Origin of the sequence: Dyella sp. A6 (assembly GCF_036320485.1) — a bacterium.
Taxonomy (GTDB): Bacteria; Pseudomonadota; Gammaproteobacteria; order Xanthomonadales; family Rhodanobacteraceae; genus Rhodanobacter_A; species Rhodanobacter_A aluminiiresistens.
In genome coordinates this window covers 3534781-3549312 of sequence record NZ_CP132911.1, presented here as the reverse complement: position 1 = coordinate 3549312, position 14532 = coordinate 3534781, and the positions used below count along the sequence as shown (strand labels likewise).

Below are 14532 nucleotides of genomic sequence, written 5' to 3'. Positions count from 1 at the left end.
GCAAGGGCTAAAGGGATAAAAGTAACGGGGGGAATATGTCCGACACGATCGAGTTGTTGGAAGCTATCGGAAGCAATGCATCGTTGCGTTGGGCTTCGCCCGATGCCCTGAAGCGTGCATTGGATGGATTCGATGCCAGTGAAGGCGTGCGGGTGGCAGCAGCATCCGGTGACAAAGGCGCGTTATTGCAGGAGTTGGGTGGCAGAGCCAGCCCTCCACCTTCGCAGAGCCCCACCACCGGAGGATGTGACGAAGGCGAAGATGGCGATGCAGGTGATGACCATCCGGGTCATGGCGGCGACAACGACACCGGCGAAGGCGAACACGAGTCCTGAGTCCGTATGTGTAGTCATGCCTGATGAAACGGTGCGTCGCCAGCTACTGTGCACAGGTCGCCGTTTTTGTGGTGGCCTTGTTCTGCATTGATGCGAGTGCGACTGATCGCCCTGTCGAGTCACCGGCAACCGCTGTCCTGTTGTCCCAGGCCGACCAGATCTACTCGTCCGATCAACACCGATTTCTCCGCATTCTGAAGCAGCTGCACGAGCAAGCAGGGCAGCTGACTCCCGCACAGCACTGGCATCTGAAGCTTCTGGACGCGCTGCGATGGGTTTTCGCGGCTCAAAACGCGAAGGCCTCACCATTGCTGCGGGACATCATCGAGCATTCCGGTGACCCGGCACTTTCGGCGCGAGCGACGGCACTGTTGATTCAAGTCGAATTCCTCAGGCGCCATTACGATCGTGCCTACGAGTTGACGGGTGCCCTGATCGCCGACCTGCCCGGCGTGACCGATCCCGCGGCACGCCTGCTTGCCTTGAGCGAAATCATTCAGATGATGAATTCCGTGGGGCAATTCGACCTGGCGCTGAAATATGCGCGGGAGATAAAAGCCACATTTCCATCGGCCAAAGGGCAATGCCAGGGTGGGCTTTATGAGGCGCAGACGCTGGCGTATGCCGGCAAGCTGGATTCGGGCAGCCATGAATATGCAGATGCGATCGATGCATGCCTTGTGTCGCACCAGGCTATTTTTGCCAATGCGCTGCGCCTGGATATTGCGAGCCAGCTTATTGCCGATGGCCAGCCGCAGCGTGCGATCGCGCTGCTGCATCGAATCGCGCCAAGCATCCGTGAATCCGGGTACCAGTTTCACATTGCCCAGTTGCCGGTCACCCTTGCCATGGCCTATGCCAGACAGGGCGATGATGCCGATGCGCGTAAATACGCATTGACTGCCCTGACGCTTGTCAGCCCCGGCAGCTACAGCTATGTCGTGCAGCAAGCCGATAAAGTGCTCTACGAGGTGGCGAAACGAGCCGGCCATGACGCCGCCGCATTGGCCTACTTCGAAAAGTACGTAGCCCTGGACAAGGAGTCTGCGGACGGGGCCAAGATGCAGGCGTTGGCATACCAGGAAGTCAAGCAGGAAGTGTCCGCCAAGAAGCTGAGGCTGGCGACCCTGGGTAAGCAGAACCGGATTCTGCAGCTGCGCCAGGCGCTGGCCCGCCAGGCGCAGAAAACCAGCCGCCTGCTGATCGCGCTGCTGCTGGTGGTGATCGGCTTCATCTCTCTTGCTGCACTGTGGCTGTGGCGGTCACAGCTGCGTTTCCGCCGCATGGCCCGCCATGACGGGCTGACCGGCACGTACAACCGCGAACACTTCTTCAGCTCGGCGACACGGGTCTTGCGACGCCTGCACCGGGAGGGCGCTGCGGCCTGTCTGATAGTGCTGGACCTGGATCACTTCAAGCGCGTGAACGACATGCATGGACACGCGGTCGGTGACGAAGTGCTGCGACGCACGGTGCTGGTCATCCGCCGGCAGCTGGGCGATTCCGATCTGCTGGGGCGGTTGGGTGGCGAAGAGTTCGGGATCCTGCTGCCGGCGTGTCCGCACGAGCGCGGAACAAGCGTTGCCGACCGCATTCGCCGAGCCCTGGCCGCGACACCGATGGTGATCGACGACCAGGTGACTTTGCGGGTGTCGGCAAGCTTCGGCATGGCCTGCAGCGCCCGTTCCGCGCACACCCTGCGGCAGCTGCTGATCGAGGCGGATGCGGCGCTGTATCGCGCCAAGGACGGCGGTCGCAACCAGGTGGTGACCGAAGCCTGCGACGAGGCGACCGAGGACCAACCAACCGAGGGCGAGCGGGCCACCCTCACGGTGTAGATGCCGGCGCGTGCGCTCTGTCTGTGCGGACAGGTGCTCCTGAGTGGGCTCGTCCGTTAAAAAAGATATTCAATATCATATGGTTTCATGTGAGGTGGTAGGCTGCGCGATAACGCAGGAGCATGTCGTGCGTGGCATTCGCAGAGGGCGCCGACTTTTCGGTGGTGCTGTCCGGGGCTGAACGCTTATTACGTTTATCCGGGCTAACGGATGTTGCCAGTCATGACGGATCAAGGGGGTGGCTATGTGTGACGCAGTTGAGCTGCGGGCAGAGAGCGGCGCCGGAACGGCGCTGCTGTCTAGATGTCAGGTGCGGTGGCATGATCGTGCCGGCTTCTGCTGTCCCGATTGCGGACGGGTTCCCGGCAGAGCCACGAGGGGTGCCGATAGGTGCCGATGACCCGCCCTCTCTTTTCCTCTGTCGGTCGTAACCGCTAAGCGGGCAAGGGGCATGGCACGTAGCTGGCCGCATTGCCTGGCTGATGCTGTCGTCGTGGCGACGATGTTGCTGTGTGCCAATGCAACGGCTGCGGTATCCGGTGCCCCGTCGGCCTCGGTCATGTTGATGCAGGCGGACGATGCCTGGCCCGACGATATGCCGCGCTTCGATCGCCTGCTGGCGCAGCTGCACCAGCAAGAGCGGCAACTGACAGCCACGCAGCGCTGGTACCTGCGCTTGCTGGACACGCACGAGCCGATGGCCAACGGCGATGACGCCAAGGTCGAATCCGCACTGCACAGGATCATCGATCACTCCGGCGATCCGGCCCTGGTGGTTCGTGCGCAAGCACAGCTAATCAAGGAGCGCTTTCGGACACGCGATTACCTTGGAGCCTATGCGTTGGCCAATACCGTCATGGCCGAGCTTCCCGGGGTCAAGGACGCACGGGCCCGCATGTCCAGCATGATTTCGCTCATCACCATGCTGGATCAGGTGACGGTGGGGCAGTACAGCCTGGCGCAGACCTATGCCCGGGAGATGCAGGCGACAATAACGTCGGCCAAGGGGCAGTGTTACGGCCGCGGGCTGGAAACGCAGTCACTGCTTTATGCGGGCAAGTTGAGGTCGAGCAGCCCCATGTTCGATGCCGCCATCGACACCTGCCTTGCCTCGGGTTCGCTGAGCATGGCCACTGCACTGCGTCTGGACCAGGCCAGTGCGATGATCGACGAAGGGCATGCCGCGCAGGCGATGACCTTCCTGCAGCGGATCGCCCCCTCTGTTCGGCAGACGCATTACATCCCGTATTTGGCATCGCTGCCGGTCACGCGGGCGCAGGCTTATATGAAGCTGGGCGAGTTGAGCAAGGCGATCCAGTCCGCATTGGACAGCCTTGCCATTACCGGCGCACACAGCCCGCTTTGGACTGTGCAGGCGGCCTACAAGGTGCTCTACGAAGCCGAAAAGAAGGTCGGTAATGCGGCGGCCGCGCTGGATTACGACGAAAAGTACGACGTGCTGGAAAAGGCATCGCTGGACGACGCCAAGGCGCGCGCACTGGCCTACCAGATGGTCAGGCAGAAACTGGAGGCCAAAAAACTCAAGCTGGCGACCCTGGGCAAGCGGAACCGGATTCTGCAGCTGCGCCAGACGCTGGCTCGCCAGGAGCAGAAAGCCAGCCGCCTGCTGATCGCGCTGCTGCTGGTGGCGATCGGCTTCATATCCCTGGCGGCGTTGTGGCTGTGGCGATCACAGCTGCGCTTCCGCCGCATGGCCCGCCATGACGGGCTGACCGGCGCGTACAACCGCGAACACTTCTTCAGCTCCGCGACACGGGTCCTGCGACGCCTGCACCGGGAAGGTTCCGCGGCTTGCCTGATAGTGCTGGACCTGGATCACTTCAAGCGCGTGAACGACACGCACGGACACGCGGTCGGCGACGAGGTGCTGCGACGCACGGTGCTGGTCGTCCGCCGGCAGCTGGGCGACACCGCCCTGCTGGGGCGGCTGGGTGGCGAAGAGTTCGGGATCCTGCTGCCGGCGTGTCCGCACGAGCGCGGAACAAGCGTTGCCGACCGCATTCGCCGAGCCCTGGCCGCGACACCGATGGTGATCGATGACCAGGTGACTTTACGGGTGTCCGCAAGCTTCGGCATGGCCTGCAGTGCCCGTTCCGCGCACACCCTGCGACAGCTGCTGGTCGAGGCGGATGCGGCGCTGTATCGCGCCAAGGACGGCGGTCGCAACCAGGTGGTGACCGAAGCCTGCGACGAGGCGACCGAAGGCCTGCGGACGAAGCGAGAGCGGGTCACTTTCACGGCGTGAGAGACCTGTGCGCGATACCGTCCGGGTATCGCGCACAGGTCGCGCCTTGGTGGTGGCGTGGCCGCTAACGAACCTTATGCGGCCGAGGCCTGCCTGAACTGCGCCTCTTCGGTCGAGCCCTTCAGTGCGGTGGTGGACGACTGCCCCTGCTGGATGGCCTGGGTCACGGCATCGAAGTAGCCGGTGCCCACTTCGCGCTGATGCTTGACTGCGGTGAAGCCGCGATCGGCGGCGGCGAATTCCTTTTCCTGCAGCTCGACGAAGGCGCTCATCTGGCGGCGCGCATAGCCGTGCGCCAGATCGAACATGCCGTAGTTCAGGCTGTGGAAGCCGGCCAGGGTGATGAACTGGAACTTGTAGCCCATGGCGCCCAGTTCCCGCTGGAAGCGGGCGATGGTGGCGTCGTCCAGGTTCTTCCGCCAGTTGAAGCTGGGCGAGCAGTTGTAGGCCAGCAGCTTGCCCGGGAAGCGCGCGTGGATCGCCTCGGCAAAGCGGCGCGCGTCGTCCAGGTTGGGCTTGCTGGTCTCGCACCAGATCAGGTCGGCATAGGGCGCGTAAGCCAGGCCGCGGCTGATTGCCTGGTCCAGGCCGGGCCGGGTGCGGAAGAAGCCTTCGACGGTGCGTTCGCCGGTCACGAACGGCTTGTCGTTGTCGTCGATGTCCGAGGTCAGCAGGTCGGCAGCATCCGCGTCGGTGCGCGCAATGATCAGGGTCGGCACGCCGCTGACATCGGCGGCCAGGCGCGCGGCGTTGAGCTTGTCGACCGCCTCGCGGGTGGGCACCAGCACCTTGCCGCCCATGTGGCCGCATTTCTTCACGGCGGCGAGCTGGTCTTCGAAATGCACCGCGGCGGCGCCGGCCTCGATCATGCCCTTCATCAGCTCGAACGCATTGAGCACGCCGCCGAAGCCGGCCTCGGCGTCGGCCACGATCGGCACCAGCCAGTCGATGCTGTCGTTGCCTTCGGCGTGATGCATCTGGTCGGCACGCAGCAGGGTGTTGTTGATGCGCTTGACCACCTGCGGCACCGAGTTGGCCGGGTACAACGACTGGTCGGGATACATCTCGCCGGCCACGTTGGCGTCGGCGGCGACCTGCCAGCCGCTGAGGTAGATGGCCTGCAGGCCGGCCTTCACCTGCTGCATGGCCTGGTTGCCGGTGAGTGCGCCGAGGGCATTGACGAAATCCTCGCTGTGCAGCGACGTCCACAGGCGCTCGGCACCGTGGCGGGCCAGCGAGTGTTCCACCGTCACGGTGCCGCGCAGGCGGATCACGTCTTCGGCGCTGTAATGACGCTGGATGCCGCGCCAGCGCGGGTTGTTGCTCCAGTCCAGGCGGATCTGTTCGGCGGTGGGCAAGGTGCTCTTCATGGCATGACTCCGTGGTGTCGGGCCCCTCCGCGGCTGGCCGAGGGGTTGGGTGAAGTGGCTTGCAGGTGGTCCAGGGGCGCGCCTCCGGTGGGAGGCGGGTGCTCCGTCAAAGCCGGTCGTAGGCCGGCAGGGTCAGGAAGTCGCCGAGGCTGGCGGCATGGGTCAGGCTCGACAGCAGTTGGGCGGCTTCGTCCACGTGGTCGGCACCGGGTACGTCGCTGTCGCGCAGGCGGTGGGCGTGGCTGGCCAGTGCGTGGTCGAACAGGGCGAAGTCGATTGGTGCGTGGTCGCTGAATTCGACCCCGCCGTGGTGCAGCCATTGCCACAGCTGGGCACGGGCGATCTCGGCGGTGGCGGCGTCTTCCATCAGGTGATGGATCGGCACGCAGCCCTGTCCGCCCAGCCAGGCGGCGGTGTAGCGCAGCGCCACCTCCACGTTGTTGTCGAAGCCGGCGCGGGTGATGGTGCCGGTGCACGGCGCCAGCAATTGCTCGCGAGTGACTTCGACATCGTCACGCAAGCGCTGCAGCTGGTTGGGGCCGGGCATGTGCTGGTCGAACACCGCCTGTGCCACGGGCACCAGCGCGGGATGCGCCACCCAGGTGCCGTCGTGGCCGGCCTGCACCTCGCGCAGCTTGTCGGCCCGCACCTTGGCCAGTGCGGCGTCGTTGGCGGCCTGGTCGCCCTTGATCGGAATCTGCGCGGCCATGCCGCCCATGGCGAAGGCGCCGCGCCGATGGCAGGTGCGTATCAACAGTTCCGAGTAGGCCTTCAGGAACGGCACCGTCATCTGCACCTGACCGCGTTCGGGCAGCAGGCGGTCGGGATGGCCACGCAGGGTCTTGAGGTACGAGAAGATGTAGTCCCAGCGCCCGCAGTTCAGGCCGACGGCGCGGCCGCGCAAGGCATGCAGGATCTCGTCCATCTGGAACGCGGCGGGCAGGGTCTCGATCAGCACGGTGGCCTTCATGCAGCCGTCCGGCAGGTCGAGCTCGTTCTCGGCGAAGGCCATCGCCTGGTCCCATAGCGCGGCTTCTTCCATCGCCTCCAGCTTGGGCAGGTAGAAATACGGGCCACGGTCCGTGGCCTGTAGCGCGCGGGCGTTGTGGAAGACGAACAGCCCGAAGTCCACCAGTGCTCCGGCGATGGCTTCGTCGTCCACGCTGATATGGCGCTCGGGCAGGTGCCAGCCGCGCGGGCGCACCACCAGCACGGCGGGGTTCGGGTTGACGCGGTAGTGCCTGCCCTCGGGCGAGGTGTACTCCAGCGTGCCGGCTACCGCGTCGAGCAGGTTGAGCTGGCCGTCGAGCTGGTTGGCGAAGGTGGGCGCGGACGAGTCCTCGAAGTCGGCCATGAACACCTTGGCGCCGGAATTCAGCGCGTTGATGATCATCTTGCGCTCGACCGGGCCGGTGATCTCGACGCGGCGGTCCTGCAGCGCGGCGGGAATCGGCGCCACCATCCACTCGGCCGCGCGGATGCCGGCGGTGTCGGCGCGGAAGTCCGGCAGCTCGCCGGCATCCCAGTGCGCCTGGCGCTGCCGCCGTGCCCCGAGCAGGGCCTGCCGGCGTGGCTCGACCAGGCGGTGCAGCCGGCCGAGGAAGTCCAGCGCCTGCGGGGTCAGTATGTCCTCGTAGCCGGTGGCGTCTGCGTGGATCTGGACGCTTGCCGGAGCGAGCTTTTCCTGGGGTACGGCCATGAGCTTCTCCACATGTCGGTGTGGGATCGAAGCTACGTCCGGGAAAAGTGGTTTGACAAAGCAAATGTTTCAATTATTCATATTGAATTTTTGAATACTTTATGCAAAGTATTGAAAAGAAAGCCTTGAAAGGATGGGCATCACGATGCGGACACCTGCAAAATCGGCCCGGGCGGCTCCCGGGAAGCATGTCCGCAAGGACGACGAGGCGGCGCGTTACTACTACAAGGGCAATCGCCACAAGCAGCTGCGCGCCTTCGTCGCCATCGTCAAGCTGGGTACCTTGAGTCGTGCCGCCGAGGCGTTGTACCTGTCGCAGCCGACGGTGAGCCTGCAGTTGCAGGCGCTGGAGCGGGAGCTTGGCGCCACGCTGCTGGAGCGTCGCCGCCGCCGCATCAACCTGACCGATGCCGGCGAGGCACTGTACGAACTGGCGCGGCCGCTGGTGGAAGGCTGGGACACGCTGGACCGTGACTTTCATTCGAAGGTGCAGGGCTTGCAGGCCGGCAAGCTGGTCATTGCCGCGGGCACCTCGACCATCCAGTACCTTCTGCCGGATCTGGTGCGCCGTTACCGCGAACGCTTTCCGGCGGTGCAGCTGCAGCTGGCCAATGTCACCGGCCGGGACGGCCTGGCGATGCTGCGCGAGGACAAGGCCGATTTCGCGGTGGGATCGATGCTGGACGTGCCGAACGACATCGCCTGGGCCCCGGTGCGCCATTACGACCCGATGCTGATCACGCCGCCGGATCATCCGCTGGCCTCGAAGGACGCGGTGAGTCTGCGCGATCTGTCCCCCTACGGTTTGATCCTGCCGCCGCAACGGCTGTCCACCTACCGCCTGGTCGACCTGGTGTTCCAGCAGAACCAGGTGCCGTACCAGGTGGCGATCGAGGTGGGCGGCTGGGATGTGATCAAGGAATACGTGGCCATGGGGCTGGGTATTTCCATCGTCACCGGCATCTGCATCACCGAGGCCGATCGCACGCGTCTGGCCGTGCACAACATGAAGCGCTATTTCCCGCAGCGCAGCTATGGCGTGGTGATGCGCAAGGGCAAGTTCCTGGGCGCCGAGGCGCGAGCCTTCATCGACCTGATCCGTCCGGGCCTGTTGACCCATCGCGACTACGACGAGTCCGGCCACTCGGAGCGTTGAAGACCCGGGCGTTGGCTCGATGCCCATCCAGGCAGAGTTTCGGCGGACATCAACAGCGCGCCGGTTCAGGGAAGTCGCTAGGCGTTGCGGTGCTTGCCGCGCGCGTTCCGGAACAGGCCGCGGATACGGGCCATGTCGGCATCGAAGTCGCCAGTGGCGCGCACCGGCGTGCCCAGCGTGAAGGTCTTGCTGGGGTAGTCGAAAAAGACCGGCAGAATTGGCACGTCGGCCGCATGGGCGATGCGCAGAAAGCCGCTCTTCCATTGGGTCACGGCCTTGCGGGTGCCCTCGGGCGTGATCCCCAGCCACATCCGCTCGTGCTCGGCGAAGCGTTTTTTCATCTGGCCCACGATATTGATCGCGGCCTTGCGGTCGATCGGGATCAGGCCGAGCGGACGCAGGATGATGCCGAGCGGACTGTCCATCACTTCGCGCTTGATCATGATGTTCACGTCGATGTTCAACGCGATCTTCATCATCAGGCCCCAGACGCCGTCCCAGTTGGACGAGTGCGGCGCGCCGATGACCACCAGCCTGGGTTCGTCGGGCAGCTCGCCGACGAGCCGCCAGCCGGACAGCCGCAGCAGGTGACGCATCAGCCACGGCCAGAAACGGGCGTGGCGGCGCGGTGCCTGGGGTGGCAGTTCGGGCAGGAAAGCGTCGCTCACTCGCGGCTCCAGTCGCGAGAACGGCCCTGTTTGATCCGGCCGCGCTGCTGCTTGCCGGCCAGGCGGCGTTCCTTGGAGGCGCGGGTGGGCTTGGTCTCCACCCGCTTTTTGGGCGGCACCAGGGTGCCGCGGATGATCTCCACCAGTCGCTCGCGTGCATCGTCCCGGTTGCGGCCCTGGTCGCGGAAGCGGCGGGCCTGGATCACCAGCACGCCGTCATCGGTGAGGCGTCGGTCGCGGCGGGCCAGCAGTCGTTCGCGCACCGCGTCCGGCAGCGATGGCGAATGGGCCACATCGAAGCGCAGCTCGACCGCGCTCTCGGTGCGGTTCACGTGCTGGCCACCGGGACCGTCCGCGCGCAGGAAACGCTCGGTCAGTTCGGACTCGGGCAGGGAAAGGGTGCGGCTGATCGTCAGCATGGCGCGATGGTACGGGATCGGTGGCGGAATCACGTGGCGCGATGCGGCAAATGCGCCCGCCATGCTGCGGTCCTTATGTGTCACTCATTCCGCAGGCGCATCCAGGGTCCAGCCAAAGCGCGCCAGCAGCGCGGCGTAGGCGTCGTCCAGCGGTGCTTCCAGCGTCATCCGGACACCGCTTACGGGATGCGCGAAATCCAGCCGCCATGCATGCAGCAGCATGCGGTGGCAGCCGAAGTGCTGCTTGTAGAGCCGGTTGTGGTCGCCACGCCCGTGCTGGCAGTCGCCGATCACCGGGTGATGGATGTGCGCCATGTGTTTGCGGATCTGACGGAACCGACCCGTCTCCGGCTCGGCCCGGACCAGTGCGTAGCGCTGTTGCGGATAGCGACCCAGTTCGATCGGCACCTCGACCGTGGCCAGTCGCGCATAGTGTGTGCGTGCCTCGCGCCGTGGCCCGGTTTCACGTGAGCCGGGCAGCGGGTAGTCGACCAGCGCCTCGGTCGGCTCCGGCCAGCCGCGCACCACGGCAAGGTACTGCTTGCGCACGTCGCGGCCCATGAACTGTTCGCCCAGCGCGGCGGCGACCTCGCTGGACCGCGCCACCAGCAGCACGCCGCTGGTCGCGCGGTCCAGGCGGTGGGCGAGATGGACGTTGCCGCCCACCTGCTCGCGCAGGACGTCGACCAGATAGCGCTCGGCGTCGTTCACCATTTTCGAGCGGTGCACGGGCAGGCCCGCCGGCTTGTTCACCGCGAGCAGGGCATCGTCTTGATAAAGGATCTCGATGGACATGGAGATGGAGCGGGAAGCGAGTGAAGAGGAGTGAGAAGTGAGAGAGAGCCGATCATCCGGCGGGCTTTCGCTCACTTCTCTCATGCGCGTCCCCGGCGCCAGCCCCAGGCGAATGCGAGCAGGCCAATCACGCCAAGACCCAGCGGCGGCCACGGGCCGTGTTGCGGTGCCAGCGCCCAGAGCAGCGCGGCGCTCACGATCAGCGCGGCGCCGAGCAGCCCGCTGGCCATCGTATGCAGCAGCCGGCGCATCAGGTGGGCCTGGTGTTCGAGCGCGCCAGCGTCGGCGACCAGGCGGCGTTCGCCGCTGGCGGCAGCCTGCAGTGCATGGTGCACCAGCTCGGGAAATTGCGGTGCCATGTGGAACCACTCCGGCAGCCGTCGGCGCACTTCGCGCAAGGTGCGCAGCGGGCTGTAGCGCTCGCGCAGGATGCGCTTGAGCACCGGGTGCGCCACCGCCCAGATGTCGATGTCCGGGTCGAGCATGCGGCCGACACCCTCGATGTTCAGCAGGGTCTTCTGCAGCAGGATCAGCTGCGGCTGGATGGTCAGCTCGAAACGGCGCGCGGTCTGGAACAGCTTGACCACCAGTTCGGCCAGCGAGATCTGCGACAGCGGGCGGGTGAAGTACGGTTCGCACACGGTGCGCACCGCGGCTTCCAGTTCGTCCAGGCGCACGTTGGACGGCATCCAGCCGGCGTCGACATGCAGCTTGGCGATGCGCGCGTAGTCGCGTTCGAACAGCGCAATGAAGTTCTGCGCCAGCCAGTACTGGTCGGCTTCGGGCAGCGAGCCCATGATGCCGAAATCCAGCGCGATGAAGCGTGGCTCGTGCACCTGTGCGGGGTCGACCCAGATGTTGCCCGGGTGCGCATCGGCGTGGAAGAAATTGTCGCGGAACACCTGTTCGTAGAACAGCCGCACGCCCTTGGCTGCCAGCGTCTTGCGGTCGATGCCGGCGGCGTCGATGGCGGCGATATCGTCGCAGCTCACGCCGTGCACCCGTTCCAGCGTCAGCACGCGTGCGGCGGTGAAATCCCAGTGCACCTCGGGCACGTAGAGATCGACGCCGCTGGCGAAGTTGCGGCGCAGCAGGCTGGCGCTGGCACCTTCGCGCTGCAGGTCGAGTTCGTTCTCCAACATCTTCTCGACTTCCGCGACCACGTCGAGCGGGCGGATCTTGTCGGCATTCGGATGCCAGCGCTGGGCCAGCTCGCCCAGCGAGCGCAGCAGTTTCACGTCGCGCGCGATCTTCGCGTCGATGCCGGGACGCAATACCTTCACCACCACCTCGCGGCCATCGTGAAGCGTGGCCGCATGCACCTGGGCGATCGAGGCCGAGGCCAGCGGGGTTTCGTCGAAGCGGGCGTAGATGCGTCCGATCGGCTGCTTCAGTTCCGCTTCGACGATGCCTTTTGCCAGCGCGCCGGGAAACGCCGGCACCTGATCCTGCAGCAGGGCCAGCTCATCGGCCACGTCGGCAGGAACCAGGTCGCGCCGGGTGGACAGGACCTGGCCGGCCTTGACGAAGATCGGCCCCAGCTCGGTCAGTGCCAGGCGCAGCCGCTCGCCGCGCGACAGCGTGCGCACGTCCACTTCGGGACGGCCCAGCAGTGGGCGGACCAGCTTCAGCGGGCGGAACAGATGGGTGGCCTCGACCAGTTCGTCGAGCCGGTAGCGCAGCAGGATGGTGGCGACGCGCAGCAGGCGCGGCACGGCGGAAAGCCGGGTCATGCGGAGGTACCCCTGAGCCGCCGTTCGAGCCGGGCGAGGCGGGCTTCCAGCCGCTCGCTGCGTTCGCGCAGCAGGTCGACGCCGTCGAGAAAATCCTCGACTTCGCCCGGGGCCATCGCCACGCGGGTCTCGTCGCGCAGCCATGCGGCGCCATCCTCGACGAAGTGGCTGGCCGATGTCCGGGCGTGGCTCAGTGCCGCACGCATCGCCCGGGCCACCGGCACGCCGAGCACATCACCGAAGGTGCGCGCGAAGGCTTCCTCGAAATCCGGGGCGAAGCGGTCGGCCAGTTTCTGCAGCCGGCGCGCCAGGTCGGCATCGCCGGCGATCTCCACCTTGCCCGGCGCCACGCCGTCGTCGTCGCGCCGCAGCGCCATTGCCAGCAGGCTGCCGGGCGTGGAGGCGACGCGCAGGGTGCCGCCGTCGGGGGCGTCGGCGTCCGGCGGGCCGACCCGCAGTTGGTTGCCGTCGACGGTGACCGCCAGCGCAAGTTCCGGTCCGCGCAGATGCAGCAGTACACGGCGGCCGTCCAGTGCGGTCAGCGCCTGCTGGGTGTCGGGGTCGAGCGACAGGACATGATTGAGCGCGGTTTCCAGGGCGCGGCCGGCGAGCGTGCGCAACGGCCGTGGCAGCCAGGCATTGGGAGCGGGGGCATTCATCCCGCGATTGTAGCCGGGCTGTCCGTGTTTCCGGTGTCGAACCGCCACTCAGCCGGCGGCGCCGACGAAGCCGAGCTGCCGCCATGCCTCGTACACGGCCACGGCCACGGCGTTGGAAAGATTCAGGCTGCGGCTGTCCGGCCGCATCGGCAGGCGCAGCCGCTGTGCGGCCGGAATGCTGTCGAGTACGGCGGCGGGCAGTCCGGCGGTCTCGCAGCCGAACAACAGTGCGTCGCCCTCGACGTAGCGTGCGTCGGTGTGCGCGACCGTGCCGCGGGTGGAATAGGCGAACACGCGCGGATGGCCGATCGCGGACAGGCAGTCGTCGAGGCTGTCGTGCACGTCGACGCGTGCGTATTCGTGGTAGTCCAGTCCGGCACGGCGCAGTCGCGTGTCGTCGAGCGCGAAGCCCAGCGGACGGATCAGGTGCAACGCGGCGCCGGTGTTGGCGCACAGGCGGATGGCGTTGCCCGTGTTCGGCGGTATCTCGGGATTGAACAGGATGACATGCAGCATCCGCCCATTATCGCCGGATACCGTCGCCGTGCGCTCAGCCTACCGGCTTCAGCGGGCACAGCACGCCGTCGGCGGGCAGTGCGCAGGCGACCTGGTTTGCCGAGACCACGGCGGTGGCCGGTGCAGCCAGCGCGAATTGACGCGTATGCGTGGTCGGGCGTGCCATGCCGACGACGGTCATGCAGCAAGCGAGCAGGGTGGCGATGAACAGTCCGCGTAGCAGCAAGGTTTCGAATTTCATGTCCGTATCTCCGGGTAGGGGGCCTGGATGGCCTGCACTGGAGGTATGGCAAGGGCCGTGCCAGCGTGTCGCTTCTTTGTAGGCTTTTGATATTGCGTGTTTTTTGTTGGGTCTTGTCGTGCGGACTGTCTGTCCGCGGACAGTGCGCGCCCGTTGCCGGACAGTGTTGCGGACGCAGATGCGGGGCGGTGCCGTCGCCGACCGTGGTGTGGCGTGCAGCGTGCATCGGCACCTCAAGTAAGCCGGCATACAGGACGCTTTCGCATCCACGCGTTACGATGTCGCGGGCCCGGTGCCGTGCCGGCCTTCATCCGCCCGCCATACCGCCTGTCATTTCGTGGAGCCCCTCATGCGCAAGACCGTGCTGCTGCTCGTCCCTGCCCTGCTGCTCGGGGGCTGCACCTGGGGCATCACGCCGACGCCGGCATCGCGCGAGGTGCGCACGGCATGGAACGGCGACGTGTCGGGTTGTCACGACCTGGGCAAGATCACGGTTTCGGTGCTCAATCACGTCGGGCCGATCGACCGCAACGGCATCAAGGTGCGCGACGAGCTGCAGGTGATGGCTCGCAACGAGGCGGTCGGCATGCAGGCCGACACCATCAAGCCGCTGAGCCAGCCGGTCGACGGGTCGCAGACCTGGGGTGCCTACCAGTGCGGTACCCGTCCGCTGACACCGGCCACCGGCCAGGCTCCGGCCGGCAATCCGCCCGCTGCATCGTCGGCACCGGGTGCCTTCAAGACCTACCCGATCCAGGGCGGTTGAGTCGCCCCACCCCCGGGTGTCGTCCGGCGGGTTCGATCTGTAGCGAATTCCATTCGGGGTCATGCGATGCC

General features: G+C 66.0%; 14 protein-coding genes. 5 read left to right on the top strand and 9 right to left on the bottom strand.

The window, feature by feature from the left end:
• Window positions 1-35: 35 nt before the first annotated feature.
• From RA164_RS15840 to RA164_RS15830, 3 genes are all read left to right on the top strand, one after another.
• Entirely contained in the window at window positions 36-335 is a 300-nt protein-coding gene (locus RA164_RS15840) for a hypothetical protein (protein ID WP_329741802.1), read from the top strand.
• A gap of 23 nt (window positions 336-358) precedes the next feature.
• The gene (locus RA164_RS15835) at window positions 359-2173 is read left to right on the top strand and encodes a sensor domain-containing diguanylate cyclase (protein ID WP_329741801.1); all 1815 of its coding nucleotides are present in this window, start codon (window positions 359-361) and stop codon (window positions 2171-2173) included.
• Between the two features lie 451 nt (window positions 2174-2624).
• Complete coding sequence (locus RA164_RS15830; RefSeq protein WP_329741800.1) at window positions 2625-4439, top strand: sensor domain-containing diguanylate cyclase; 1815 nt, start codon at window positions 2625-2627, stop codon at window positions 4437-4439.
• Between the two features lie 74 nt (window positions 4440-4513).
• Here RA164_RS15830 and aceA read toward each other — a convergent pair whose 3' ends face one another.
• Window positions 4514-5809 (bottom strand): isocitrate lyase, encoded by a 1296-nt coding sequence (gene aceA / locus RA164_RS15825; protein ID WP_329741799.1) that lies wholly within the window; start codon window positions 5807-5809, stop codon window positions 4514-4516.
• Window positions 5810-5915: 106 nt separating this feature from the next.
• The gene (gene aceB, locus RA164_RS15820; protein ID WP_329741798.1) at window positions 5916-7508 is read right to left on the bottom strand and encodes a malate synthase A; all 1593 of its coding nucleotides are present in this window, start codon (window positions 7506-7508) and stop codon (window positions 5916-5918) included.
• A 145-nt stretch (window positions 7509-7653) separates the two neighbouring features.
• On the opposite strand from aceB, the gene RA164_RS15815 reads away from it, so the two are divergent.
• Complete coding sequence (locus RA164_RS15815; protein WP_329741797.1) at window positions 7654-8664, top strand: LysR family transcriptional regulator; 1011 nt, start codon at window positions 7654-7656, stop codon at window positions 8662-8664.
• A gap of 77 nt (window positions 8665-8741) precedes the next feature.
• Here the strand turns inward: RA164_RS15815 and RA164_RS15810 are convergent, their stop codons facing one another.
• The 7 genes from RA164_RS15810 to RA164_RS15780 form a co-directional block, all read right to left on the bottom strand.
• A complete protein-coding gene (locus tag RA164_RS15810) occupies window positions 8742-9260 on the bottom strand; it encodes a 1-acyl-sn-glycerol-3-phosphate acyltransferase (RefSeq protein WP_329743572.1) in 519 nt (172 codons plus the stop codon).
• Window positions 9261-9328: 68 nt separating this feature from the next.
• A complete protein-coding gene (gene arfB, locus RA164_RS15805; RefSeq protein WP_329743571.1) occupies window positions 9329-9751 on the bottom strand; it encodes an alternative ribosome rescue aminoacyl-tRNA hydrolase ArfB in 423 nt (140 codons plus the stop codon).
• A gap of 84 nt (window positions 9752-9835) precedes the next feature.
• Window positions 9836-10546, bottom strand: coding sequence for a pseudouridine synthase (locus RA164_RS15800; protein ID WP_329741796.1), 711 nt, complete (start codon window positions 10544-10546; stop codon window positions 9836-9838).
• An 80-nt stretch (window positions 10547-10626) separates the two neighbouring features.
• On the bottom strand, window positions 10627-12279 hold the full coding sequence (gene ubiB, locus RA164_RS15795; protein WP_329741795.1) for a ubiquinone biosynthesis regulatory protein kinase UbiB: 1653 nt from the start codon (window positions 12277-12279) through the stop codon (window positions 10627-10629).
• Window positions 12276-12938 (bottom strand): ubiquinone biosynthesis accessory factor UbiJ, encoded by a 663-nt coding sequence (locus tag RA164_RS15790; protein WP_329741794.1) that lies wholly within the window; start codon window positions 12936-12938, stop codon window positions 12276-12278. Before RA164_RS15790 ends, ubiB begins: the two co-directional genes overlap by 4 nt.
• A 48-nt stretch (window positions 12939-12986) precedes the next feature.
• Window positions 12987-13454, bottom strand: coding sequence for a tRNA (uridine(34)/cytosine(34)/5-carboxymethylaminomethyluridine(34)-2'-O)-methyltransferase TrmL (gene trmL / locus RA164_RS15785; protein ID WP_329741793.1), 468 nt, complete (start codon window positions 13452-13454; stop codon window positions 12987-12989).
• A 34-nt stretch (window positions 13455-13488) separates the two neighbouring features.
• Complete coding sequence (locus tag RA164_RS15780) at window positions 13489-13695, bottom strand: hypothetical protein (RefSeq protein WP_329741792.1); 207 nt, start codon at window positions 13693-13695, stop codon at window positions 13489-13491.
• 349 nt (window positions 13696-14044) lie between these two features.
• Here RA164_RS15780 and RA164_RS15775 point away from each other — a divergent pair, with 349 nt between their 5' ends.
• Window positions 14045-14461, top strand: a complete 417-nt coding sequence (locus RA164_RS15775; RefSeq protein ID WP_329741791.1) for a DUF4156 domain-containing protein — start codon at window positions 14045-14047, stop codon at window positions 14459-14461.
• Window positions 14462-14532 lie beyond the last annotated feature (71 nt).